26 protein-coding genes are annotated in these 26,408 nt (G+C 31.9%); 15 read left to right on the top strand and 11 right to left on the bottom strand.

The window, feature by feature from the left end; translation table 11 throughout:
• Positions 1–104 precede the first annotated feature (104 nt).
• Positions 105–554, bottom strand: coding sequence for a hypothetical protein (locus ACWVCY_RS03580; protein WP_455140321.1), 450 nt, complete (start codon positions 552–554; stop codon positions 105–107).
• A gap of 87 nt (positions 555–641) precedes the next feature.
• Between ACWVCY_RS03580 and ACWVCY_RS03575 the strand changes: the two genes are divergently transcribed.
• From ACWVCY_RS03575 to ACWVCY_RS03565, 3 genes are all read left to right on the top strand, one after another.
• Positions 642–1,334, top strand: coding sequence for a TMEM165/GDT1 family protein (locus ACWVCY_RS03575; RefSeq protein ID WP_455140320.1), 693 nt, complete (start codon positions 642–644; stop codon positions 1,332–1,334).
• Positions 1,335–1,445: 111 nt separating this feature from the next.
• Positions 1,446–1,694 (top strand): hypothetical protein, encoded by a 249-nt coding sequence (locus ACWVCY_RS03570; protein WP_455140319.1) that lies wholly within the window; start codon positions 1,446–1,448, stop codon positions 1,692–1,694.
• Between the two features lie 454 nt (positions 1,695–2,148).
• On the top strand, positions 2,149–2,907 hold the full coding sequence (locus ACWVCY_RS03565; RefSeq protein WP_455140318.1) for a nucleoside phosphorylase: 759 nt from the start codon (positions 2,149–2,151) through the stop codon (positions 2,905–2,907).
• 9 nt (positions 2,908–2,916) lie between these two features.
• On the opposite strand, the gene ACWVCY_RS03560 is transcribed toward ACWVCY_RS03565, so the two are convergent.
• Positions 2,917–4,038 (bottom strand): NAD(P)-binding protein, encoded by a 1,122-nt coding sequence (locus tag ACWVCY_RS03560; protein ID WP_455140317.1) that lies wholly within the window; start codon positions 4,036–4,038, stop codon positions 2,917–2,919.
• Positions 4,039–4,174: 136 nt separating this feature from the next.
• Between ACWVCY_RS03560 and ACWVCY_RS03555 the strand changes: the two genes are divergently transcribed.
• The 5 genes from ACWVCY_RS03555 to ACWVCY_RS03535 all read left to right on the top strand — a co-directional run bounded on the left by ACWVCY_RS03555 (position 4,175) and on the right by ACWVCY_RS03535 (position 10,087).
• Positions 4,175–5,311, top strand: a complete 1,137-nt coding sequence (locus ACWVCY_RS03555) for a tryptophan--tRNA ligase (RefSeq protein WP_455140316.1) — start codon at positions 4,175–4,177, stop codon at positions 5,309–5,311.
• 394 nt (positions 5,312–5,705) lie between these two features.
• Complete coding sequence (locus tag ACWVCY_RS03550; RefSeq protein WP_455140315.1) at positions 5,706–6,551, top strand: DUF72 domain-containing protein; 846 nt, start codon at positions 5,706–5,708, stop codon at positions 6,549–6,551.
• Between the two features lie 77 nt (positions 6,552–6,628).
• Complete coding sequence (locus ACWVCY_RS03545) at positions 6,629–7,702, top strand: NAD-dependent epimerase/dehydratase family protein (protein WP_455140314.1); 1,074 nt, start codon at positions 6,629–6,631, stop codon at positions 7,700–7,702.
• Between the two features lie 437 nt (positions 7,703–8,139).
• Entirely contained in the window at positions 8,140–8,802 is a 663-nt protein-coding gene (locus ACWVCY_RS03540; protein WP_455140313.1) for a hypothetical protein, read from the top strand.
• 76 nt (positions 8,803–8,878) lie between these two features.
• Positions 8,879–10,087 (top strand): M28 family metallopeptidase, encoded by a 1,209-nt coding sequence (locus ACWVCY_RS03535; RefSeq protein WP_455140312.1) that lies wholly within the window; start codon positions 8,879–8,881, stop codon positions 10,085–10,087.
• Between the two features lie 33 nt (positions 10,088–10,120).
• On the opposite strand, the gene ACWVCY_RS03530 is transcribed toward ACWVCY_RS03535, so the two are convergent.
• The gene (locus ACWVCY_RS03530; RefSeq protein ID WP_455140311.1) at positions 10,121–10,495 is read right to left on the bottom strand and encodes an OsmC family protein; all 375 of its coding nucleotides are present in this window, start codon (positions 10,493–10,495) and stop codon (positions 10,121–10,123) included.
• A gap of 268 nt (positions 10,496–10,763) precedes the next feature.
• Between ACWVCY_RS03530 and ACWVCY_RS03525 the strand changes: the two genes are divergently transcribed.
• On the top strand, positions 10,764–11,819 hold the full coding sequence (locus ACWVCY_RS03525; RefSeq protein ID WP_455140310.1) for a hypothetical protein: 1,056 nt from the start codon (positions 10,764–10,766) through the stop codon (positions 11,817–11,819).
• Positions 11,820–11,977: 158 nt separating this feature from the next.
• Positions 11,978–12,772, top strand: coding sequence for a molybdopterin-dependent oxidoreductase (locus tag ACWVCY_RS03520; RefSeq protein WP_455140309.1), 795 nt, complete (start codon positions 11,978–11,980; stop codon positions 12,770–12,772).
• Between the two features lie 228 nt (positions 12,773–13,000).
• Here ACWVCY_RS03520 and ACWVCY_RS03515 read toward each other — a convergent pair whose 3' ends face one another.
• The gene (locus tag ACWVCY_RS03515; protein WP_455140308.1) at positions 13,001–13,948 is read right to left on the bottom strand and encodes a hypothetical protein; all 948 of its coding nucleotides are present in this window, start codon (positions 13,946–13,948) and stop codon (positions 13,001–13,003) included.
• Between the two features lie 308 nt (positions 13,949–14,256).
• On the opposite strand from ACWVCY_RS03515, the gene ACWVCY_RS03510 reads away from it, so the two are divergent.
• A complete protein-coding gene (locus ACWVCY_RS03510) occupies positions 14,257–15,735 on the top strand; it encodes an SLC13 family permease (RefSeq protein ID WP_455140307.1) in 1,479 nt (492 codons plus the stop codon).
• Between the two features lie 36 nt (positions 15,736–15,771).
• Here ACWVCY_RS03510 and ACWVCY_RS03505 read toward each other — a convergent pair whose 3' ends face one another.
• On the bottom strand, positions 15,772–16,695 hold the full coding sequence (locus tag ACWVCY_RS03505; protein ID WP_455140306.1) for a hypothetical protein: 924 nt from the start codon (positions 16,693–16,695) through the stop codon (positions 15,772–15,774).
• Between the two features lie 520 nt (positions 16,696–17,215).
• Between ACWVCY_RS03505 and ACWVCY_RS03500 the strand changes: the two genes are divergently transcribed.
• Positions 17,216–20,035, top strand: a complete 2,820-nt coding sequence (locus ACWVCY_RS03500; protein WP_455140305.1) for a DEAD/DEAH box helicase — start codon at positions 17,216–17,218, stop codon at positions 20,033–20,035.
• A gap of 1 nt (position 20,036) precedes the next feature.
• Here the strand turns inward: ACWVCY_RS03500 and ACWVCY_RS03495 are convergent, their stop codons facing one another.
• The 4 genes from ACWVCY_RS03495 to ACWVCY_RS03480 form a co-directional block, all read right to left on the bottom strand.
• On the bottom strand, positions 20,037–20,891 hold the full coding sequence (locus ACWVCY_RS03495) for a metallophosphoesterase (protein WP_455140304.1): 855 nt from the start codon (positions 20,889–20,891) through the stop codon (positions 20,037–20,039).
• A 191-nt stretch (positions 20,892–21,082) separates the two neighbouring features.
• Positions 21,083–21,787, bottom strand: coding sequence for a nucleotidyltransferase domain-containing protein (locus ACWVCY_RS03490; protein ID WP_455140303.1), 705 nt, complete (start codon positions 21,785–21,787; stop codon positions 21,083–21,085).
• 60 nt (positions 21,788–21,847) lie between these two features.
• Positions 21,848–22,096 (bottom strand): hypothetical protein, encoded by a 249-nt coding sequence (locus ACWVCY_RS03485; RefSeq protein WP_455140302.1) that lies wholly within the window; start codon positions 22,094–22,096, stop codon positions 21,848–21,850.
• A 168-nt stretch (positions 22,097–22,264) separates the two neighbouring features.
• Complete coding sequence (locus ACWVCY_RS03480; RefSeq protein ID WP_455140301.1) at positions 22,265–23,149, bottom strand: hypothetical protein; 885 nt, start codon at positions 23,147–23,149, stop codon at positions 22,265–22,267.
• Positions 23,150–23,286: 137 nt separating this feature from the next.
• Between ACWVCY_RS03480 and ACWVCY_RS03475 the strand changes: the two genes are divergently transcribed.
• From ACWVCY_RS03475 to ACWVCY_RS03465, 3 genes are all read left to right on the top strand, one after another.
• The gene (locus ACWVCY_RS03475; protein ID WP_455140300.1) at positions 23,287–23,583 is read left to right on the top strand and encodes a hypothetical protein; all 297 of its coding nucleotides are present in this window, start codon (positions 23,287–23,289) and stop codon (positions 23,581–23,583) included.
• A 223-nt stretch (positions 23,584–23,806) separates the two neighbouring features.
• Positions 23,807–24,529 (top strand): ArsR/SmtB family transcription factor, encoded by a 723-nt coding sequence (locus ACWVCY_RS03470; protein WP_455140299.1) that lies wholly within the window; start codon positions 23,807–23,809, stop codon positions 24,527–24,529.
• Positions 24,530–24,636: 107 nt separating this feature from the next.
• A complete protein-coding gene (locus ACWVCY_RS03465; RefSeq protein WP_455140298.1) occupies positions 24,637–25,140 on the top strand; it encodes a rubrerythrin family protein in 504 nt (167 codons plus the stop codon).
• A 19-nt stretch (positions 25,141–25,159) separates the two neighbouring features.
• Here the strand turns inward: ACWVCY_RS03465 and ACWVCY_RS03460 are convergent, their stop codons facing one another.
• Positions 25,160–25,981: an inositol monophosphatase family protein gene (locus ACWVCY_RS03460; protein ID WP_455140297.1), complete on the bottom strand. Its 822-nt coding sequence runs from the start codon at positions 25,979–25,981 to the stop codon at positions 25,160–25,162.
• A 5-nt stretch (positions 25,982–25,986) separates the two neighbouring features.
• Entirely contained in the window at positions 25,987–26,379 is a 393-nt protein-coding gene (locus tag ACWVCY_RS03455; protein WP_455140296.1) for a hypothetical protein, read from the bottom strand.
• Between the last annotated feature and the right edge of the window lie 29 nt (positions 26,380–26,408).

Genomic DNA, 26,408 nt, shown 5'->3' with positions numbered 1-26,408 from the left:
AGGAAATCGCTCTTTCAAGCACCCAAAAGACAATTTTTAGTATTAAAACCTTAAATATCTTTTTTCGTGGTTGAATTTCTTGGTAAACCATGTTAAGTTAACACCTAGGTTCTATTAGAAGGACTATACCTCCAAAGTTGTTTCCATGAAACCCCCTCGGTCATAACTAACGCAAAAATCAACAATAAACTTGTTAACAAATCAGCCATTGCAGTTAAAAGAAACCCTGATTCAACTCCTTTAGTAAATGCTGTAAATAGAACTACAAGCGTATATCCAAAGCGAATTATTGCAGAACTCATTCCAATAAATGCGAATTTAACTGGTGTATAATATGCAGCATATAATAACATATATCCAACTGCAATTAGAAACAATGCACTCGTTTGAGCAAAAAGCATATTTTCAGGTTTAGATACTGAGAAATTTATTGAATCAAGAATATTTATCATTATATCAGGAATAAATAAGAGACTGATGCCTAAAATTAGGTCATAAATTCCTCCAATGAGAAATGAGATTTTTAGAAATCGATCTGTTGTTAATTTTTTCAACTAAAACACCATTTTTTTTGGGGGGGACTCCTTAAAAAGTATACTTGATTAGGATTTAGGCATGAATCCAATTCCTTTTGAAGTATATTGAAAAATCCCTTATATGAACAAACATTGACCATGTTTATTTCTGAAGTGGTACAGGCTTTTTTTCTATCCCTTGTACCAGTTATTCTTATGGAACTAGGAGATAAAACACAATTAACAGCTTTTGCGTTAAGTTTAAGATTTAGAAGCCCGATAAGAGTTTTTCTTGGAATTATCATAGGTTTAACTGGTGTTACACTCCTTGCGATTATTCTCGGATTGATAATTAAGAATACAATAGATTTAACTCTCTTAAAACCTATAATTGGATTTTTATTCATATCGGGAGGATTTGTGTTTCTTTTTATGGAGATTCGAAGAACAAATGAATCTCAATTACAGATTTGCCCAGTTTCTCTAGATAAATGTACAGAACCAAGAGAGAATTGTCCTGAAATGGATAGATGTGATCACTTCCTTGATATGACTGTTAGAAAAGGAGCTTTCTTAAAATCAAGTATGTTAATTTTCCTTGCTGAATTAGGCGATAAAACTATGCTCATGGGGATGGGCCTCTCCACTCAGCTTAATCCAATTGGTGTATTTTTTGGAGCATTGTCTGCTTTAATCATAGTAAATGGAATTGGGGTTTTTGCTGGTGATTCCATTGCTAAAATTATACCACGGAAAGGTCTTACCATTCTTAGCGGATTTTTATTTATTTTGATAGGAATTTTCTTATTATTCCTCTAAAAGAAGTTCTTAATCTATATCCTCAGATATTATTGAGATATTACATGATATTTTCTAAATAGTTTACTTCTCTATTTTTAATCTAGGTTTTCATGCTGTGGTGATAGAAATATGAATACTTATTATTACCTTGAGAGAAAGAATGGGAAGAATAAACTCCAAATTCTTCCTCTAGGTACCTATACAGGTAATACATTTTATCCTACAATGAGTATTGATGTCTTTAAGATATTAATCGAAGAAGTTATGTTTCAAATTCATGATTCCTCTGGAAATAACTATACCTTGGAATCCTTTCAGGATAAAATTGGGCATTCTTTCTCCTCAAATCCCCCTCTTATTACATTGAATGTTTCATGAAACATTTTATGTATTTAGTTCATCACTTTCTATGTACTCTCTTAACACACACTTTTTACAGATAGGGGACTCTATTTGCAATAAATTACAATAAAATTTTGGATAATCGTTTCCTTGTCCAAAGCGTGTTAAATATTTGCATTTAATGTTGAAGTTTTCTTCTTTAAAATCATTACATAATCCACTTTCACCAAACTGAAAATAAGGGCAGGCAGAGGGACACTCATTTAACCAGATCTTATATTTAAGACAAAATGATTCATTCAAACAAGAAATTAATAAAATACACGATTTTAAACTCATTTAGGAAAACCTTTCAAATGTTGATTAAATAAATATAATACTTTTTGATGCTCTTTTTAAAGAATAATTCATAACAATCTAGGAATTGATTGAGAATTTTTAAAAATATTGGATACGATTGATTTTCCATAAAATATCGGATATGAAAATGATGACCATGCCTCAGCCTCACATTAAACTTGAAACTGTGGATGAAATCTGTTTTTTAAGTGGAAATCCTGATCGTGTTCCCCTTATAGCTAGTTTCTTAGAAAAATCTCAGAAACTTATAGAACATAGGGGATTAATAAGTTATAGGGGAGTCTCTCCAAGAACTAAAACTCCTATTACAATTTTAACGACAGGTATGGGGTGTCCAAGTACTGCAATAGTATTAGAAGAAGCTTATCGCGCAGGAGCTAAAATCTTCATTCGAATTGGTTCTACTGGATCTTTAAAGAGTGGTAAGGATATGGGTATTGGAACTATCTTCATTCCACATGCTGCGATCCGTGATGAAGGAACTTCAATACGATTTATACCCCTTTCATACCCTGCTACAGCTAATCCTTTATTGTATCAGAGTCTTCTTGAAGCTGCTAAAGTTCTCCAACTCTCTCCCAAGAAGGGAATTGTTTTGTCAACAGATATTTATTACTCTAATGATCCACTTGATTATAAAAAGTGGGCTAATTTCGGTGCTATCTGTGTAGAAATGGAGTCTTCCATTCTCTTCACTTTTCCTGCCACAAAATCAATTGATATTCTTACTGGATCTATCTTAACTTCTGACGGAAATCTCCCTGACAATACAAATATTTATGCTGGGGATAAAAATACTAATATAAAAAAATTTAATGAGGGGCTCAATTCTGCGATTAAATGTGCCATTGAATCTGTTGATCTTCTAAAAGAAAAGAAAATTCTGTAATTTTTGCTTTTAATCACTCATTTTCTCTAAGGAAAAGCCTGTTTCTCTGATTCCATTATGAACAAAAGCGAACCAAGGATACTTCCTCATCATTTTTATCATTCTATGGCGTACAATATGAAGGCTATAATATCCAAGTGAACTTTTGAAAGGAATTGGTTTTCGACTAAGGAAAGATAATAAATGATCAGTTCTACGCCATACAGTTTTTCTAAGATTGACTTTTAATAATTGAGTATATTTTTTTACATTAATCTGCCTTTTATCATTTAAACTTTCAGCTAATACCCATCCTGACATCCAAGCTGGCTCTATCCCAGCTCCTGAAATCGCATGAGCCAGTCCTAAGGTATCACCAACTCCAATAAATTCAATCCCATTTTGTTTTTGATTTACTGGATATTTGAGCTTGTTAACCAACATTGGCAATATCCAGCATTTTGGCTTAGCTTGAGGTGTATCGATATAATAACCATATTTTTCTTTTATAATATTAAAGAGCTCATAATATTTTTTCCAAACATACTCACGAGGAGCTAAAGCACCTACACCAATGTTCACATGATTGCCTTTACCAATAAAAATCCATCCATAACCCATTTTTTTGGAATCAAGAATAATCAGGTTTGTGTTTGGGAATTTTCCTTCTTCAATTATTCCATCATATCGAATCGTAAATGCAAACTCGGAAGGATGCCATTTTCGTCGGAAAATTTTCTGCGAAAATCCACTATATCCTGTTGCTACAATTGTTTGTGGCGTAAATAGATGATTATCTCTAATAGATACCTGTTTAAAATTAATAGTAACACCTTCTTCTTTCTCTATCCGATTGATTAATTTTTCTTGGAGATCATGACGCGAAATTATTCTAAATATTCCTTCATCTTCCATACATCGTCCATTCCACAAACCAACCCGAAATCGTTCAGTATAATGATCTGATCCCTCCAAAAAAACGCTTAGAACATTTCGTAAATAATAATCAAACTCAAGGCTTATCGCTCCTCCACAAGGTTTATTCCATATCTTTGACTCATAAACTGTAACATTTATCCCCTTTTTTGACAGATAATATGCAGATGCTAACCCCGCAACATTCCCCCCTATTATTGTAATCTCTTGAGGCAAGAATCATCCCACTAAAGAGGAGAAAAAAAGGGTTAATTCCATTCAATATATATATTTTGGATATTCTTATTAAAGGGTTCTGAATTTAGCCAAATTCAGTTAAAAATCCATTTAAGACATTTGGAGAACCTTTAATATGGTTAATGAACAAAATAACGATTTCGTGGTTACCCCTTGGGAAGTTCATGGAAAAATTGACTATAACCGTCTTATGGAAAAATTTGGAACAAGTCCTATCACTGAAGACCTTCTAGAACGAATCCGTCGACATGCTGGTGATTTACACTTTATGCTTCGTCGAGGGATTTTCTTTACACATCGCGATATGGATTGGATTCTAGATGAATTTGAAAAGGGAAATAAATTCCATTTATATACAGGTCGAGGGCCTTCAGATCATACTCATTTAGGACATCTTGTTCCTTGGGTTTTTACAAAATGGCTTCAAGATAAATTCGATGCCAAATTAATATTCCAATTGACTGATGATGAGAAGTTTTTGTTTAAAGAGGAATTAGAACTTTCTGATACTTATTCCTATGCACTTGATAACGCTCTTGATGTTATTGCCCTAGGTTTCGATCCTAATAAAACAGAAATTTATATTGATACCGATAACGCAAAAACTTTCTATAAACTTGCTTTACCTATTGCTAAAAAAATAACTTTTTCAACTGTTAAAGCTTCCTTCGGCTTTGACAATTCCATGAATATTGGTAGTATTTTTTATACAAGCATTCAGGCAGTTCCTGCTATTTTAGAAAGTGTTAAACAAGGTAAAAATATCCCATGTCTTATTCCACATGCCATAGATCAAGATCCTCATTTTCGTGTTGCTAGAGATGTTTTACCAAAACTTGGATTTTATAAACCTGGTAATATTCAATGTCAATTTATTCCTGGTCTAAGTGGTCCAGAAAGCAAGATGTCAGCTAGCGACCCGACAGAAACGATTTTTGTTACCGATACACCTAAATCAGTTAAGAGTAAAATAATAAAATATGCTTTTTCAGGTGGCCAAGCAACTATAAAAGAACATCGAGAACTTGGAGGAAATCCTGACATAGATGTCAGTTTTCAATGGTTAAAACTACTTTTTGAACCTGATGATCAAAAATTAAAGAAAATTGAAGAAGATTATCGAACAGGAGATTTATTAACAGGAGATTTAAAGAATATTCTTATAGAAAAGGCCAATGAATTTTTAATACATCACCGTAAAGAACGAGAAAAGGCAAAAGATAAGTTAGATAGATTTCTTGTTAAAGATTGACTTGGTTATTATAATTTAGATCCAGAATGTCTCTATCATCAACTGATTAATAGGTGAAATCTAATTTCTTCCCTAATAACTCATCAATAGCTCATAACTAACAGCTACAAATTCTATTGCATTAATATAATCGAATTAATTCTATTTATGGGTAAATTTTTTCCAATTCGATTGAAATAATAATGTCTTAAGTCTTGCTCATGTATTTCTAGGAGATCTTGATGATCAGTTTCTCTATGTTCACAAATCTGCATCTTTATAACTTGTGAAGTAATATTTTAATTTGTAGACTGTTTCTGAAAATTTCATCTGTAGGACAGTTTGATTTCTAAAGGTACAACAAGTCAATGAAATTTTTAAATCCCATACATTACTATATTTTTTGTGCTTAAATATGATATATCTTGGATGTGCGGGGTGGAGTTATCAACATTGGCGGGGCACGTTCTATCCTAAAGGCACCAGAAATGAACTCGAATATTATACTCAATATTCCCAATTTAATGAAATTAACACTTCATATTACCGTATTCCAAAGGATACTCAATCACGATTATGGTACTGGCAAACTCCAAAAGATTTTATCTTCTCTGCAAAACTGGTTAAGGATATTACACATCCTTATTCTCCTAGATTTCAAAAAGTTGAAAATATAATTGAAAAATTTTTTCTTAATATGGAACAACTTGAAGAAAAACTCCAAATTATAATTGCTCAATTTCCTAAATTTTTCCATTACTCAGAGTCTAATTTTGACTTTTTTCGTCAAGTGCTAGGTAAGTGTAGATCTTTGTTTACAAATAAAATAGCTGTTGAGTTTCGCAATACATCATGGATAAGAGATACTGTGTTAAAATACTTGCAAAATAAATCAATACAATTAGTTGATACTCCTCATTTAAAAATTCAATCTGATGCTTTCATTGATGATTCTTTCTATTATATTCGGCTTTTAGGGGATAGATCTCTGATTCCTGATGAAATGCTAGGAAAAAAGTTTTTAGATAAATCAATAGAGTTACAACAATGGTCGAAAAAAATTAGTGAGTTAAATGCACATTATGAAACCATTTTTGTTGTTATTAATAACCGTTTTTCAGGTTATGCGATAAACGATGCGATAATACTTTACAATCGGTTTAAGAAAGAGAATCTTGCTGTGAAAGGATTTCAAGATCGTACAAAATATTTGAAACCAAAACCCTTTCAGATACAAATGTCTCTGAATGATTTCTTCTAGCTTTTCATAATAATTTTGGGGAGCTTTTAAGGCTTCTTTCTTTAACTATTTTGATTTTCCATTTGGAATGAGGCTGGATGACACTCTTAATTACGGGTGCGACAGGTCTTGTCGGTAAAACTTTGATTTATTACTTATTAAAAGAAACGGAATATAAAAATAGCCCAAAAGCTATTCGGATTTTAGTCCGAAAGAAAAATTATTCTCCTGATCGCCAAGTTTTTATTGAATGGTGCATTAATATTGGAATAGATGTGTTTTTTGGCGATTTAAATTGCAATGAATCTGTTTATGCCTTTACATGTGTAAAAGATCCAGAAAAAACTACTTTAATCCATTCAGGTGCAATTTTTAATTTCTGGCAACCATATAAACTGCTTTATGATGTCAATGTACTTGGAACTGAACGGATATTAAATGGATTTCACCAGAATAATCTTCACAAGCTAATATTTATTTCCTCTGCAGCAGTCTATGGTAATTTATCTGGTTCAAGTAGCCAAGGGATTACGGAAAATCAGCCCTTAGATTTAACTATGAAACCTACCTATGAACTTACAAAAGCTCTTGCTGAAGACCGTATTTGGCAATATTTTCACGCAAATCCCAATCGAAACATCACGGTACTTCGTCCTTCAGGCATTATTGGAGGTTCAGGAACTACTATAGATTTATTTGCCCGAATGATATTTAAATCTTATATACCTCTTCCTCGAGGGGGTAAAGACAAGTTAAGTCTAGTAGATGTGAAAGATGTTGCTCACGCAATTTATCTCTGTATATTGAATGAGAAATCGAATGGAGAAGTTTTTAATTTAGTTAGTTTCACCCCAACTGTTCGTGATTTTGTAATTGAATTATCTAAAACATTAAATAGGAAAATATATATTGTAACGGTACCATTATTTTTCTTTAAGCCCATGTTTTATCTTACTCGTATTATTAGAAGAGTTAAGCATGCAAAAGAACAATCACTTCTTCTTCCAGTACTTTTTGATAAGCTCGGTCAGGATATTTGGATAGATGATCACAAGCTGAAAATGATAGGATTTGAGTCAAAAATTAATTTAGAAGAATCAATGCAACAATTAAACGAATTTTTAGAAAACAATCCATGGTATTCAAAACAAAAATTTAAGTCTGTTATCTAATTTCTAGATATTTTTTTCGAAATTCTTTAATTTAACAAAGCAATGAACGCAAGTATAAATTAGATATTTTTTAGAAATAAAGCCTTTTCGAACTCCATTGTTTTTATTACAGAAAAAGCATATTGGATAATTCTTATATCGTGAGAAAAAAATTCCTCGTTCAGCAGCTATCGGACATTTTGTTATACTATCATAATTCGTAAGTACGCCTATTCCTTGACATTCATAACGTCCCTTACAATTAAGAACGAATAAACTACACTGCTTATTTGTAAGCGGGCATTTCGCTTTCAGTTTAGCACTCACATAGAATTATGGTGATTAAACTATATAATATCCCAATAATTTCTACATTTTCTCTGTCATTTTTAAGTAATCAATTTTTCGTTTAAAACCTCTGAGATTATATAGTTATTACGATAACAAATATGAAGAAAATGACCTCCTTAATTCGTGCTTTTCATCATTTTTTGAACCGATTTTATATATTCAAGTCGGAACAATTTCTTAGTGACTGGCATGATGGTTTAATTTCCTTATATCTAGTTCGTACGATGGATGGAATATGTTTATACTCACACCATTTCCAAATTGGGCCGATTTCTCAAATTGAAACTCAACTTGTCGGAATGGGATTTACAGCGTTAACAAGAATGATGAGAGAAATTGTGGACTCAAACGCACGAATTAATACTATAGATTTAAAAGAAAAAATGGTTTTAATTGAGGATCGTGAGAATCTTCTTTCTGTATTAATTGTAAATAAAGAAATCCCTGTATTTAGAAAGAAATTAATTGAATTAACTACCTCATTTGAAAAAATGTTTGAGATACAACTTCAAATTAGTGAAACTAACTTTGTTTGTCCAGATGATTTCGCATTAACATCTAATCTTGTTTCAATGATATTTTCCAGTGAAAATTCAAGAGTACTTGATCTAGTACCTATAATTTTTGACTCTATCCGTAAAAATAATATTAAAGACCTTTTATCATCTTCTGAGGTACGGAAAAAACGGGATCATGACGAAAATAAAGTCTATTTCGACCAAAATGATTCTGTAACATCTCTTCCCACTATGAAAAATAACTCCTCTTAATTCAAGTAAAAATCAATAAATTATATTAAGAATTTATTTGATTGGTTCGGAAATTTTCGTTGGTTGGTTAACTGAGTTGAATGTTAAGAAAATTCCTAGGATAGACCCCTCTGGTAAAAGAATGATAAAATTCATCAATAATATTTGTGAAAACATTGGTCCTCGCATTGGTGGAACAAAAGAAGAAAAAGATGCTGGAGATTTAATATATAAGGAAATGAGTCTGATTTGTGATTCTGTTGAGCAAGAAGAATTTACTTGTCATCCCCAAGGATTCTTAGACTTTATTTGGATAATTGTAGCATTATATTTTGGAGGGATAATTACTTATATCTTCCTTCACCCTTTAATTTCTAGTTTTTTATTTATTTTAGGATTAGGTATCTACTTTGTCCAACAATTGTTACTCTGGGAGGTTGTAGATTTCCTCTACCCTAAAAAAACCTCTTATCATATAATAGGAAAGATTAAGCCTAGTATGGAAGTAAAGAAACTTATTTTAATATCAGGGCATCATGATTCAGCATATGAATTTCCTCTCCTGAGTAAATTAGGAGAAAAGTCTAAATTTCTTATTTTTGGATTAGTATTCATAACCGTCCTTAATATTCTACTTGGAGTTCTCAAAACAATTTTACTGTTTAATAAGTTGATTAATTTGTTTTTAATCGATTTAATACAATATTTTTCATTTGTCCCTGGAATCATACTAATTCTTATTCTTGGGATGTTTTTACGATCAAATCGTGGAGTTCTTGGTGCAAATGACAATCTTAGTGCTGTTTCTGCGGTTTTAGAAGTTGGAAAATATCTTGTTAATAATTTACCTGAAAATGTTGAAGTTTGGCTAATTAGTTTTGCAGGTGAGGAACATATGCGCGGATCTAAAAGATTTGTTTCTCTTCACAAAGAAGAATTAATAGAACGTAATGCATTTCTTTTTAATCTTGAATGTTTAAGTGCAGAAACCTTTCTACTTGCAACTAGAGAAACGATGTTCCTAGCAAAACACTCATTACCCTTAATCCAGATAATTGAAAAAGCTGCTATAAAATTGGAACTATCTGTAACGGTAAAACCATTAACGTTCGCAGGTTCAGATGCTGCCAACTTTTCAAGAAAAGGAATACACGCAACAACTCTATTTGGTCTTTCAACCAATGGGGTTCCTGTGGATTGGCATACCCTCCAAGATACCCCAGAAAGGTTAAATGGAGCTAGTATTGCTTGTGCTGCAGAATTGGTACTCCAAGTAATTTATGATTTAGATGAATTGGCTAAATAACTAGAACTATCTAATTTTTCCCTCATTGCAGGATTAAACCTTTTCTAAGGTCATTAAACTTGGAATATTAGCCTTTTCAATAATAGCTCCTACAGGACATGATTTAATGACCATATCCATTATTTTTTCTAATTTTTCTTGGGTTTCGATGGATTTTACGCGTATTATTGACTTTAAGCTTAAAATTGTCCCCATTGGGTCTGGTTTCTCTGCTTCTACGATTACTTCAAGATCATCGATAGATATTCGTTTTCTTTCAGCAATCAATTTGAATAAAGTAACCGTACAGCTAGAGTAAGCCATGACAACAAGTTCTAGAGGAGAAGTTCCTTGATTTTCTCCACCTTGTTCAGGAGGTAGATCAGTTCTTACCTGGTGGGTTCTCCCGTCATCAGTTAGAGTTGACAATCCACTAATAAGTCTGCTTTTTGACCTTAACATCATGAATCAACATTATTATATACTCAAAGAAAATAATTGAGTCATTCTCAAAGATATTTTCATATGATAATCGTTGGATTCTAAAAAAAATACTGCAATAAAGGAAATTAAATCTCAGCTAGCAAATACTAAGGTTAATAATATAGCAGTATATTTCCAATTCAATTACTTTTATTTATTTTAGCTTGGGGAAAAATTTCAAGATTTTAACCCAAATATTTATTTGGAACCTACCATGATAATTAAAAATCTCTGGGTAATTGCAAAGGTTGGACTCTGCTATTACCATTATACTGCACCGTATTCTGATTATCAAATTGATGAAAACCTTTTTTCAGGATTCGTAGCGGGATTATCACACTTTGCGGATTCTTTAAGTGCAGAACATAAATCTCTTGAGTATTTAAAAATGGGAGAAGACGAATTATACTTTGAAACTATAGGTGAAATTATTGTTGCTACAATAGTAATGCCAAGAGAAGAAAAACTTCAACCATTCTCAATTAAAGTAATGTTACAATTTGTAGGTACAAAATTTCTTGAGCTATTTATGAGTGAAATGGAAGATTTATCATTCGATTGGATTGAGATTAATGAATTATTTACCAATGAAATCAATGCCTTTCTCCAAGATAAGGAACTTTTAGAAGAAATTAAACGAGAGCAATTGCAGAATCTTTTCAATGATGTAATCAATAGCAAAATCCCTCTAGATATATTCCATTGGCGTTCCGTTCAGCTTTTTGCTGATTCTGATCCATTAGCTCTTAAGAATGCTATTGATCTTCTAGAAAATTTACTAGAAGTTGCATCGAATTTAATTACTGATAAGATTCTCCAAGCTAAAATTTCTGAAATCCTTTATCGCTTAATGCATGATCTAGGAGAATCTATTTTAAAACATGATCCGAAAGTTCTTTTTATAGTTTGTGAGAAAACAGAGCTGTTTAATATTTTATCGAATATTTTCTTAGTTAAAGGGATAAAAGCTTTACATAGCACTAGATTAGACTATTTAATTGAAAAAATTGCCAAGTGGAATAACTCTACACCATTTGACATCTTAGTTATTGAAAATTCTGTTACACCTCGTATGATAAAAACACTCCATAACCTAAACATGGACCCAAACGTAAAAATAATAATGGTAGTCAATAAAATCCCACGACCTCCTCGTGGAAGGATAAATCATAGACGTGCAATATCATTCATTGTACAGGATAATATTTCTTCAATTAATCGGAAAAGTCCGTTAGTAGATTATATTTTAACGCATCTTATTCAAGAATAACTCATCAAAAGGAATTTAACATACTTTTCTTATGGTTTTTTCATCTAAAATAGTTTAAAAGTCTCGGTTCTTTAAAAAAGAAAATTAACTATAGTTATATTACGAAAAAAGTCATAGAAGTCTTTTTTAAGGATAAATATCCTTACCGAGATTACATGATGAACCTTAGAAATAGATCATCAACAACACTTTCACTTCTATTAAGTGCTTTTCTATGTCTTTCTTTAATGGTTTTTACAACATCATCCCGTGCAGATGAAATTCCAATTACTCCTAATGATGAATTTTTTGTTATTTCGGTCGATTATTTCGATATTGATCCAGAAACCTATACTTTGCAGGTAAAGGGAGCAGTAAAGAACAACCTCAACTTAACTTTGAATGAAATTAGAAATATGCCAGTCACTTCGGAAATTGTAAGATTATCATGTATTTCATTTAAATATGGAGCAAGTGATTACACTGGGGTAGCAAATTGGACAGGTGTAAAATTAAGTTATATCCTTGATTTAGCTGAAATTGATAAGAATAAAGTGCAAGATGTCTCATTTCATACACCTGATCTTTCAACTAAAGGTTATTCTACTTCTTTGAATCTTGATGAAGCATATTGGGACGATGTGATTCTAGCTTATGAAATGAATGGTGAACCTCTTCCCAAAGAACATGGTTTTCCTCTAAGATTAGTCTGTCCACGATTTTACGGATTTAAATGGATTAAATGGGTTGCACTAATTAATTTGACCACAACTGATTATAAAGGATTTTGGGAAAGGTTGGGATATGATGATTCACCTTATATTGATATTTCAATACAAATATACTACCCATTAGATAATGGAACCACCTCGCTTACTAATTATCCGGGACATCCTCAATTAATAATTCTAGATCTCACAGGAATTGCAGCTGGAATCATATTCGTTATCTATAGAAAAATTTTCCGTAAATAATGAGTATAGTATTAATGATAGCCTTCCTTATTAATTTTAAGTTTTTAAGGAGTTTCATAAAAACTTAAACATAAAAATATAATATATTTGTTCTATCATCAACACCTCTTACTCCTAAATTGCCAAATAACCCTGTAAAAAATATCAATATCACTCAAGGTTTTATGTAGATGTCTTCAATAAAATCTATTTCTCTTGAGTGATTTTTCATTATTTAAAACCCAATTATTAGAATTTAGGGATCAATGGAACTTTTCGTGCATACTGAGAAACATTATAAAAATGGGCTATTTTTTTAACTATCTGCTCTGAAACCACAACTTCCTCAATAATTCTTGAAAACTCGTAACCTTCCTCCAATCTGATTAAAATTCGATCAATTTCTTCGATTGAAACATTGAATATCCCATGAAAATCAGAAGATCCTGGAGTTAGAGTAGAATTTATGTGTTTAAGGAAACCAAGATACTCAGCAAGTTGAACAACTTGAGTACGATATAGATCAGCCAAAGGGAGAATATCAGCTGCTTGAAACGTCCCAAACTTTGTAAATAATCCTAATAGCCATTCAGATTTATTTACTATTCCTATCACGGAATAATTCTCTGATTCTGCTAAATTAAAAGCTAATAATGCACCTAATCTGATCTGACTTTTATAAGCAGCAATAGTTTTTTGAATAAACTTTTCTCGTCCAGTTTTAGGTCTTTTTTCAGGTGACGCAAAAGTTTTTTCTTCCATATTTCCTTGGGCCATACTTCTTAATAGAAAATATCCAAGGTTATAATTCAATCCAGGCAATGAATCAGAAAAATAAAATCCAGGCTTTAATTCTTGAAAGCCAGAGATAGCTTGATTTATTTCACGTAAAATTTGTTCCTTATTCACAATTATAACATTTTCAACCGGGAGATCAATTAAAGTATTTATCGCTTCAATAGTCATTGTTTCACGTGGTTGTTTATTAATAAAGCGTCCTTTGGTTACAAGTAATTTTACATTTTCTTTTCCCACAACTTTACTAGCAATATTTACGCTAAGGAGAGTTTCCAAACAATATTTATATGAAATCACAAATCCCTCAATTTCACGAGGTGTGATTATTTTTTGAATAAAATCAAGAATTTCCTTCTCTACTTTACTAGGATTAATTTTTAACTTCTCATCGATTTCCATCAAATAAACTCCTAATTAATTAAATCTATAACGAATTTTAATTGTAATATTCTATTTATTGGATATATTTATTGTTTATAATTAGAATAGATGTGAGTTAAATATTTTTTAGCTTTTTATAAAAATCAACAAAAATTGAATTAAGTTCAAAAGACTCATCAGAATTATTATCTACTCAATTCTAATTTATACTTTAAGGATTTAATTAAACTTAATTAAAAGCAAATTCTTCAGAATCATGTCACAAAACCTCCTACTAAATATCTAGTGACTAAAAATGCATTTGTAATAAATAGCAGGGTAAAAGAGTGTTCAAAGAATATAAACAGAAATTCAAAGAGATTTACTTACAAAAGAAAGATGATTTTTTGAAGAATTCCCTAATTATTATATTCATATTTATTGCTTTAGTATTTCTTATTTTAGTCTTTTCTGTAGATAGTAAATTAGGTATTATGTTTCTTTTTGGATTAATTTTTGTAGGTACTTTTATTTTAGTTGCTAAATTTCATCATCTTCAAATTACTATAATCTTTGTAGCGAGTTCGATCTCTCTACTTCTTTCACAATTACTTATCGAGAATTTCAACTGGTCTAAAATTATTCTCACTACAGAGGAGCAAGGGTTTATGGAATGGGGAGTCTTAGCAGTTGTTTTTGGGATGTCGATATTAATAGCTGCTACATCGCATACCGGCCTTTTTGACTGGATTATAATACGAATGTTAAAAATTAGCAAAGGAAATGTATTTCCTCTATTCGTGTTAACCTTTATTCTAACTTTTGCTCTCAGTACAGTTTTGGCTAATGTTACTGCAATGATATTAGTCAGTTCTATGATTTTAACAGTATGTAATGGCCTTGATTATGATCCAACCCCATTTCTATTAGCAAGTGTTTTAGCTACTAGCTTGGCAGGAATGGCTACTCTTGTTAGTTCTCTTCCTGCAATAATGGTAGGAGCTGCGGCAGGAATGAGTTTTATAGACTTTTTACTTGTTTCAATCCCTTTTCTACTAATTACTATCCCATTTACTATCTATTATCTCAAAAGAGTTTTTCCTCCTGAAAAAATACCTTTCAATAGCAATAACAGCTCAAATATTGACATTGAGATGATTTTATCGTTAGATGAATGGGGAGTTGTCGAAGATAAAGGAAAATTTTATTTGGCTGCTCTTTCATTATGTGTTACGATTCTGGGATTCATTTTAGCTGATAGTATCGGTATTCCTATTGGTGTTATAGCAATCCTAGGAGGAGTCCTTGCAGTTGTTTTAACAAGGACTGATGAAAAGAAACTTCTCCGCGAACTATCTTGGGATACTCTCCTTTTCTTTGCTGGTCTATTCATCCTCGTAGGAACACTAGAATCGACACATATTTTGGAAGATCTTGCCCTCATAATATCAGAAATAAGTGGTGGAGATCTTTTTTCATCGGGAATGCTTATATTAGTCATTTCCTCATTGGTGAGTGGAATACTTGATAATATACCTGTAACAGCTGCATTAATTCCAATTGTCAAAGAGATAAGTACGCTCCCCTCTACAGCAGGTCATCCATTATATCTTTGGTTCATGCTAGTGTTCGCTGGTGCATTTGGAGGCGGTCTTACCCCTTTTGGCTCTGCAGCATCAATTTTAGCACTCTCAATTCTGACAAAAGAAGGCCGACCATTAAATTTTAAGTATTTTATGAAAAGACTTGTTCCTATCTCACTATTACTTCTCTTGTTCAGTGGGATTTATTTATCTGCCCTTGCTTTCATTTTCAATCTAATATAATATGGAGAAAAATTTAAAAAAGTCGTAATATGAATATTAGATTTTGGGAATTAATGGTGCAGCTCTTGAATATGCAGAAGAATTAAAATATAAATTAATTTTTTCAATAGATTCACTAGAGTAAGAAGTTTCTTTAATTATTTCTTCTAGAGATAATCCTTGTTCTAATCTGATCAATACACGATCGACCTCATTAGCAGAAAGATTGAAGAATTGTATATATTTATTCTCAATACCTGGCAACAAATCTGCTTTAGCTGCACTTCTAATATCCATCGGAACAGATAATGCCTCTGCTATCTGTAAAATCTGGCTTCGATACAAATTCCCAAGTGGCATTAAATCAGAGCAGTGACTATGGCCCCATATTGTAAAGAGTCCTGTTAATAACTCTGTTTTATTAATTGTGCCTATTAAAATACGATTTTCAGTTTCTGCCGTGAAATATGCAACTGTCATCTGTAACCGGGAGCGTAATTTATTGTAAGCAATTATTTTATGCAGCATTTTCTCTCGTCCAGTACTTGCTTCACCCACCATCCCAAAAGTTCCTTCTAATTCAGTATTTAATGTACTTTTTAGAATAGAATGACTCAATGGATGATACAATGTGGGAATTTCACGAGTAGATCCTGGAATCAGGTTTTCCGATCCAAAATTTCGTAACATTGGTTCAATTTCACAACGAACTATTTGCTCCTCATTAATCCCCAAATATTCAATAGAATGAGCAATAATATCATTTTGGTAATCTATGAATTTATCACTTCTGATTAATAATTTAATTTTATCTTTTCCAACTGCTTCAATACATAATTTTGCTATAACAGTGGAATCAATAAATCCAGAGAATAATATTAGTAAACCACTTGCCCTTCTTTCTTCCATGCTCGTTTCAATAAAATTAATTATTTTATTGATTACTTCTTGCACTTTTCCAGTTATATTCAGATTTTCCAATTAAAATTCATCTCCGTTAGCATTGAAACAATCAGAAATTCTATAATTTCACTTGAATTGAAAAATTATTATCTTTAACCAATAAATCAATTATTTTCAGAAGAAGAACATCTTTCGATGCTGATTTTAGATATCAAAATAAAAAAATATCTCAGGTTTTTATAATGTTAGTATGGAAAGATTGCTTTTTTCGTTTCATTTAGATGGAAAAAGATTCCATTAGAAAATTAATATTCAAATTTTAGTTGAAGAATAAGTTGTTTAAAGATAGTAGCACTTTAAACTGATGTTAACACGATTTTGATTATTTTTGTTACCAGTAGAGGAGTCCATTTGAAGTGATATCGAGAAATCAAGTATAGGATTATTAAGGTATGTAGCCTCTAGACTACTTGATTAAAAAATAGAATTAACTCCAAAGCGGTGTAGCCCAAATTTCTTTAACTGATCTGTTACCTTAAAGGTATTAAGGTATAATTTTGTCCTGAGCTGATGATTTTCCCTTGGAAGGGTTATCTTTATGACATTTGATATATTACATCAATCAATACAAATAGTTCTTGATGAACTAGGGATTACTCCAAACCCAAGACAACTGGATTATCTCCAAGGGATTATTAATGGAGAAGATCTTTTAGTTGTAGCAGGAACTGGTTCTGGAAAGACTTTTGGAACTATCATTGCCTGTCTTCATCGTATTATCATAGAAAAACCAGAACCAATATCAACGGTCGTGATTACACCGTTAAAAGCTTTAAATCGTGATATTTTTAGACGGACACTACCTGATCTAGGACAAAAGCTTGGAATATCTATAGCTGTTCGTCATGGGGATACAACAGCTTCTGAAAGACAAAAACAAACGAAAAATCCACCTCAAATATTGATTACAACTCCTGAACTATTTCAAGCTATGCTTCCTGCTAAAATTTTAGGCCGTGAGAAGCTTAAGAATGTTCAAACTATTGTGATAGATGAGATCCATGAACTTGTAACCACAAAACGGGGTGTTCAGTTATCCCTTGCCTTGGAGAGATTAACCAAACGTACAAAAACGAAAATACAAAGAATTGGACTCTCAGCAACATTAGGTGATCCCATTAAAGTATTGAAATACTTAACTCCTATGAATGAAAAATGCCGAGCTGTTATTATCCCTCCAACAAAACAATTAGAAATTCAGCTAGTTTACCCAAAAGAAGTTCCATCTGAATCAAAATATTTGATTAAATCGCTTCAAACAACAGAAGAAGCTGTTTCTAGATTCCTAAAGTTACTAGAAATTATCCACAAAGAAGATGGAACAATTCTTCTATTCACTAATACTCGTCAAGAAGCAGAAATTCTTGGTTATAGATTTAACCGATATAATGAGATTGTTTCATTAGGAGAGCAGATAAATTTTGAAGTTCACCATTCTAGTTTATCAACACAATCACGTCTTCATGCAGAAAAAGAAGTACGTGGAGGAAATTTAGACATTATTATTGCCACATCTTCATTGGAATTGGGAATTGATATAGGATCAATTAGCTTGGTTATCCAGTACATGAGTCCAAGAAGGATAGAAACCCTAATACAACGTATAGGACGAGCCGGTCATGGATTAGATAAAATAAGTAGAGGAATTATTATCGCAGATAATCCTCGAGACTTAGTGGAATCTTATTTCATAAAAGAACTAAATAACCAAGGAATGATTGAACCAACTCATATCCATTCCATTTCTTGGGACATTTTGTTTCATCAAATAGTCGGAATTCTTCTTGATTTTGGAGAAAGCAGTATTCAAAAGGTTCTACGTATTATTAATGGAGCTTATAATTATCAAACCGTCTCTCCACAAGATTTACTTCCTCTTTTAGAATATGGAAGAGATAACCACTTTTTCTACATTAATAAAGATCCTTCAACTGAAATAATCAGTCTAAAAGCAAAAAGAAAAGCATATCAGTATTATTATACCAATTTAAGCTCAATTCCTACCAAAAGGATTTACAAAGTGATTGATGTTGGTAGACAAGCACGAGTTGGACAATTAGATGATGCTTTTGTCTCCACTAGAGCTGAAAAAGGAGCGGTATTCATCCTTAATGGACTATTATGGGAATTATTAGCATTAAAGGAAGATGTGGTTGAGGTTCGACAAGTTAAAGGTATAACCGATGCAGCACTACCAACTTGGGAGGGAGAATTAATTCCAGTCTCTTGTGAGGTAAGTCAAAAAACAATGGATCTTTTTTCTAGTCCATTAGAATTTCCAAATGAGGAACATAATGTTTCTACAGAGTTACATTCCTTTAAAAAACAACAAATTGAGTCAATTGGAATATCTCCCTCCAAAGATAACTTAATTATTGAGATAGTAGGTCGTAAGTATGTTATTCACAGTTTTTTGGGTTCTAAAGGAAATGAAACTTTAGGAGTTCTCCTATCATCCCTCATTGGAGCGAAACATGGCCATTCAATTCAATATCGTTCAGATCCTTATTCAGTTTTTCTCTCAATGATCCGTCCAATTGATCTTCGTGATTTAATTCAATCTATCGAACCAGCTCACATTCTCCCTCTTCTTAAACACCGGATAAAGTATAGTGATTTGTTCGCTTGGAAAATAAAGCAAGTTGCTAAAAGATTTGGAGCTATCTCAAAAGAAGCAGAAAGCTCTCCTATGATGACACGATTATTAGTATCACGTTATCGTGATACAATTATTGGAGAAGAAACTATCAATGAAATATTAGATGAAAAAATGGATCTTGAAGTGGTTCTGAACTTTTTTGAGCAAATTAAGGGAAAAAAAATAATTATTCATGAAATTACAGTTAGGGGGTTTAATACACCTCTATCAATTGCTGCAACCCAACCAATTTCTCTAAATGTTTTGAAAATACGCCCTTCTCATCTTATTTTGGAAAAAGTGGAAAAACGCTTAAATGATACTTGGATTAGATTGGTATGTATGAGGTTAGATTGTGATTATGAACGTACTCAACGTATAGAGAGTCTAGATGATATACAATGCCCAAAATGTCAATCAAGATTTATTGCTGTTGTTCATCAGAATAAAACAGGAATTAAAAAACTTCTCAAAAGATCAGTATCTAAAAAAGAAAAATTGTTAAAGAAAGAGAAAAGAGAATTAGATTCTGCAAAAAAATCAGCTGATATTATTCTTTCTTTCGGGAAAAAAGCTGCTTTTGTCTTAGCAGGAAGAGGAATAGGACCTCAAGCTGCTATTAGAATCTTAAGAGAACCACATGAATCAAAAGAAGATCTTCTTTCTTCAATTTATGAAGCAGAAGCAACATTTTCCCGTACTAGAGAATATTGGGACTAATTTATAAATCTGAAACACGGCCTAGGTATACACCATCAGTTAACTTAACCTCTAATTTTGGATGGTTTAAAATATTCTTTAAAATGGGATATGAATTGTTTTTTTCCTTCTCTGAGGTTGTTTTATTTATGGGATATCCTCCGAAGAAATGATTATAAGCAGGTAATATTGTTATTGTGATATTTTGTTCCCCACCACCTGATAGTATATATTTTCTACCAATAAGGGTGGAAAACTCTAATTTTGTAATATTCAACCTCACAAATACTGGTAATTTATACTTTACATTTATCTCATCCTTTAATTCGATGGCTGGGTGGACATGTCCAAGTACAATCTCATTAGCTATTATGAGTTCTTCTGAAGGTTTTATATTGCCATGAAATACCCCAAGCTTATTATCAAATAGTAGAACACCAGATCCTGGATAATTAACTATTTGAGCCTTTAAGATGTTATAATATTCAGTATCTTGATTTCCCCTAATTAAACCAATTTTTAATCCTTCAATTGATAAAATTTGTGATTTAAAATATTCTAAAATCTTTTCTTTTGTTCTTTTTCCCGAAACCCACACCTTTTGAACTTTTTTCTTTGACTTTTTGTTAAAATGTCGAAAACTATGCTCTAAATCTCCAACAATTAAAACATGAGTCGGATTTGTTTCAAGGATGTCTTTTCGAAGAGTTCTAATAATTTCAAATGACCACTGTGGGTTTGAAATATCTAAACCACTTTGATGCCATTCAAGTTCAATACCTAAATGTAAATCGCTAACTAAAAAGACTTTTTTGGAATTGTAATTCCGTAAAAGATATCTTCGGTCGAGATTATCTTCTGAAGATAGTATTTTCATAATTTTAATCCTTTTTGTCTTAATTTTTCTTCTCTAAATAACTCAAATTAAAATTTTAATTAAAGAGCTTAAGTATTTCTTTATGATTTCTTAAAGTGTTGTAGATAAATTATTAGATCAATTTGTTGAAAAAAAATTTCCTATTGTGCTCTTATGCCTGTCGAAATCCTTTAGGAAAGTTAATAGATATTCTAATTTGATTTTTGGTATCTTCTTCTAACAATAGGGTTTTTATCAACAAGGGTTTTGCATGCTTGCTCAAAATTTTCATCAGGAGTTAAGGAGTAGTTTATAAGCATTCCCGTACGTCCTATTTGGTCCCTTCTAGAAAGTACTCGAATTCTTTCTTCAACAATCCGTTGCGATATTGAAAGCTTATTCACTACACTAGAAATATTTCCTATAATTGAAGATTGCCAATATCCATCGACATCAGGTTCTATTAATAATAATTTTTTAGATACTCCAATCACTCTTTGGTTATTTTTCAACTCATCATTCGTTAAAAGTCCAGAAAACTTATAAAATTCTGCATCACGTTCATCGGGATTTATTAGAGGAAAAGTTATGGAAATGTCTTCATCAAGAATAAGTAAACCTTTAATAATTGAATTTGGTGTTCCCATAATAATTCTACGATCTCTAATTAACAGTTCTTCTAGAATTTCTAACCTGAATGAAGGAATTAAGGAGGGAATATGAATGTCGACATCTGAAGTTTCAGTTATATCGCCCCTAGCAACTGATCCATGTACAAAAGCATAAATCTGATTTTTATAAAAAAGATCGAGAATTAACCGTGCCTCTTTTCGCATTTTGGATAACTTGATTAATTCATCTGAGGAATATTGATGATATTCACGGCCAGAGAATCTTTCAACTTTTACTCTGGGCATTTTAACCAATTTTATTTGGAAAATAAAACTATTAATTCTTTTACTTTTAGAATTGTTAAATTACCAGCCAGATACAGGTTTTTTCATATAAGTGATATCTAATGTTTTAGTTTCAAAATCGATAGAAAAATCGAGATCAGAACCAAAAGATGATTGAATTCGGGGGATATCTCTTAAACAGCTTTTACATATATCTAGAGATGAGAGAAAACTTACTAGACAGCTTAATTCATCTGTATTGATCTTTTCTGTAGTATAGTTACGAATTCGATAATTTTCTATAATCATGCTAGATAATGGTTGATTCATTGAATTTCCTCCAATATCTGTATATATGAAGAAATAATGGGATGGAAAATTCTAAAATCACCATATTATGCTAATGTTACCAACATTTTATCCTTTATATTTCCTAATTTAATATGAATTCACCGAAGTCTTTCTCCAAATAATGGATTCTGTAATTCCAAAGGTTTTTTAGGTTAGTAAATTAATTGTTAATGCTGTTCCTAAAGCAAAACTTCGAACCAAATCCTCATAAAACTCCTTAATCGCAGGATTTGCAATAATTAGTCGTACTTTATTCTTTACAAACAACTTTATACATTGTTGGAAGTTTAATGAAGTTAGAACATATTTTTGGAATCCAGCTGTAATAATCGTTTTTTCGCGCTCATTCAAACATCTCCATGTTAACCGAGATAAAGATGTTGGTGAATATCCATAAAACGCTAAAGCTTTAGAAATTTCCTTTCTTTTTAAAAGATAAGGAATTAAGTACTCAATTGCATAATTATCAGCAATAATATGAGTTAGGGGAGAATAAACTCCGTAAGGAGGATTAAAAACTGATGTTGAAATTCTTCTATCACCATGTAACATAAAAGGTATAATTGATTGGTAGGAATTCATCCATTTCACAATATATTTTGTTGGGATGTTTTCTGTTCCTAAAAAGATTAAAGAATTAGTTCGTTTTCGTATTCGTTCCAAAATATTAGGAATAGCATCAGTGATAGAGTTTTTACAATCAATAGTTGAATAGAAAGGATAACCCGCAACAACACAATATAATAATCTTTGAGATGAAAGAGTTTCCAGATAATTTTCAAGTAAAAACCTACCCTGCTGATGAAACTCACTAGCACGGGCAGCTATTGTTAAAACAACCACTCCAGTAGTACTTTTTAAGATTGTTTTTAGCTGTAAGGGGTCTAAAAGTGAACCGATTCCTTCATAATCTATAAATACAAACTTATGATATTTATAGGAAAAATCAATTGCTCTAAGAAAAGCTTGATAAGATAAAAACTGGGAACGCTTTAAGGCGATTCCTGTTAGGCATGTTGAATTACCTAGCATAATTTCCTCATAATAGAAAAAGGATATTCCTTTATAAGCTCAAAAGAATTTATAAAATTAATATATTAACTTGAAATTGATAATTAATTCTGAAAGTTTTTCAAGCATTAAATTCCTTCCCCTTTAAGTAGAGAAAAATGAATCAAGATGATATTATATCTCAAGAAACAAATCTGGAAAATATAAGAAATTTCCCGCACCCCTCTGGCCTTTTAATTAAAATTCTAGCTTTTTTAGGATCTATTGCTTTGATACTAGGCCTTTTTACAACCTTAAGTGTTATAATCATTTCTATTCCATATTCTGGTATCATTCACCCTCATGGGTTCTTAATTGGTATTTTTTTAATATTAGGAGGTTTAATATTATTATTTAGCCTAATTATTGTTTCCAACACGGCAAGGCCCCATGAAAACCAACCTTTAGCCCCCTAAGATTAAACTTTCAATATAATCTGTTTGAAAATTATTGAGAATTTTCCAACAAAGTAAATAGAAGATATATATGGAAGAGAAAAATAGAACGAATGTGTTTAAAGGATAATTGATGTATTTTATAGCCATATTAATTAATCAGAATTAGATGAATAATTATTAAGTGCCAATAGACGTCTCCTTTTATAAGAGGAATATATGTTTTAATTAGGAGCGTTTTTCTGTGGATACTTATTCTCCAAAGGCTGGTCAAGCAATTCAAGTTATTTCAGCTTTCGCTGATCCTACTCGGCGAAAAATCTTGCTGGAACTGTATAAAGCCAGACCTACAGGACTTACAGCCTCCAAACTGTCAGAACATCCAGAAATCAATAAGAGTATCCCTACCATTTTACACCATTTGGAAAAGCTCCAAGAATTAAATTTAATATATTATAGTATGGAAAAAATAGAAAATTCAAATCGGGAAGTAAAACACTGGAAAATTGATTATGAATCTTTTCTAATTAAAATTGATATGCAAAGTCTAGCATTAGATGATTTTAATCCTGATAATTATATTTTTGTTCTCTTTAATCGTCTCAAAGAGGATAAATGGACGCTAACAGAAGCTTTTGCACAGGAATATTCAATAGAGCAGCTTAAAACCGATTTGAGTAAGAAATTTCCAACGATTGCTGATCGAATTGTTCAGATTCTTTGGAATTCTTTACAAGATAAAACTGAATTCTTGAATTTCATTGAAAATTGGATCATTAATACTTTTCGTGAGTCAGGTGGAACTTTACGATTAGATTTTCAAGAATTTGGACATTGTTTTAGTTTAGATGATTATCTTCGACGTTATATGTTTGAGAAACTCATGGCTTCAGGGATTTTTACATGGGATTTAACTGAAGGAAAACAACGAATTATAATAAAAGGGACTCACCTTAAGGAAGAGTAATTTTTAAAACACAACTCTTCACAATTTTGAACCATACAGTTAAATAAGATTCGTTATTGCCTTTCTTCTAATATAAAGTAAAACTAATCTGACTTGAGGATTCAACTATGAAAAAGACTGAAAAAAATTTGATGGCAGCTTTTGCTGGAGAAAGCCAAGCCAATCGAAAATATCTAGCATTTGCTAAAAAAGCTGAAAAAGATGGTTATAAACAAGTTGCTCGTCTTTTCCGCGCTGCTGCAGCAGCGGAAACTGTCCATGCCCATTCCCATCTTAAAGTTTATGGTGGTATTAAATCGACGGCAGAAAATTTGCAAGAGGCAATGAAAGGAGAACATTACGAATTTACATCCATGTATCCCGAATTCCTTAATGATGCGAAATCAGAGGGTCATAAAATGGCTATTAGAAGCTTTGATTTAGCAAATCAGGTTGAAAAAGTCCATCACAAGCTCTATGAAGCAGCTTTTAAAGCTGTTGAGAAGGAAAAAGACCTTCCACAGATATCCATATTTGTTTGTGATGTTTGTGGATTCACTGTGGAAGGTGAGGCACCCGAGGTATGTCCAATCTGTGGAGCGGTTCATGATAGATTTATGGAGATTCAATAACCTTTAATATAGAATAATCTCAACTAAACTGTTTTAAATTGCTTACCCACTGTAACATCTGTTCATGTAATGTTGGGGAAGCAACTATCAATTGATCAAAAATTTCATCAGTTGGATGAATTGATTCCCCCTCTAAATTAGAAACTTTAAATCCAAGTCCTTCTAGTATAAGGAACGCTGCTGCTAAATCCCAAAATTGTCCTTTAGACCCCGCACCCCAAAAAATAGCTCCATGCAAGGTTCCTTGAGCAACTAACATTAAGTGCTGTGAGATTCCTCCTCCTAAACGGTATGCACGACCAATAATCCCATTCAGGTCAGCTATCGCCAATTCTTTTTTTAATGTTTTTTTCAACCGATTAGAAAAGTCTACTAATATTCGAGCTTTATTTAATGGATAAGTTCGTGGACGTGGCAAAGGGGAACCATTTAATCGAACAGAACCTTCTCTTGCTGCAGAGTATAACATATCAGTAAAAGGGTTGTATACAACACCAGCAATTAAGCCATTTTGATCCCAAGCTGCTATAGACATACTTACAAACGCAAAATTCCCTCTTAAAAATGCTTTAGTTCCATCAAGAGGATCAATAAACCAGATAATATTCTCAGGAAGGGTCTGGATATTTATCTGTGACTCTTCAGATTGAATTAGATGATTTGGATAATACATTAAAATATGGTTTTTAATTAGGCGTTCACTTTCAGTATCAAAATTTGTATAAACATCATTCTCTCCTTTTCGGAAAATTTGGAGATCCTTGAAAGACATTAAACGTAAAAAAGACCCCGCTATTCGTGCAGCTTGTTCAGCAATTAATCGATAATTTTCAGAATCCATTAATATCAACCCTTTAGCTTAGAAAGAGCAAATTTCACTTGGGCGCTTAATCCATCTAATAATGGCATAACACTCCCCACAGTACCAGGAACCGCCGCTGCAACCATGAAAATATCTTCAGCTACTGGTGAAACATAACATTCCCGTGTAGCAGTTCGAAATATCAAGATATTAATATCATTTTTAGTTCTACTATTAAAAGCCGACTTTAACTCTTCAAAGGCAATTAAACCTAAAACATTGATCGACTCCATTTCTTCAGCTATACATGTACGAGTAGAATATAATTCTAATCCTTCAGTCGCAGAAACGATTGATATACAGAGTGGAATTTCAATATCCTCACTTTCAAAAACTTTAGATACAACATCAATAGCTTTTTTAGCAATTGTAGACATTTTTATCATCCTATAAACAATAGTGTTGC

Source organism: Candidatus Hodarchaeum mangrovi, assembly GCF_975850365.1.
The sequence above is the reverse complement of the archived record's forward strand: the minus strand, read 5'-3'. Positions and strand labels throughout refer to the sequence as shown.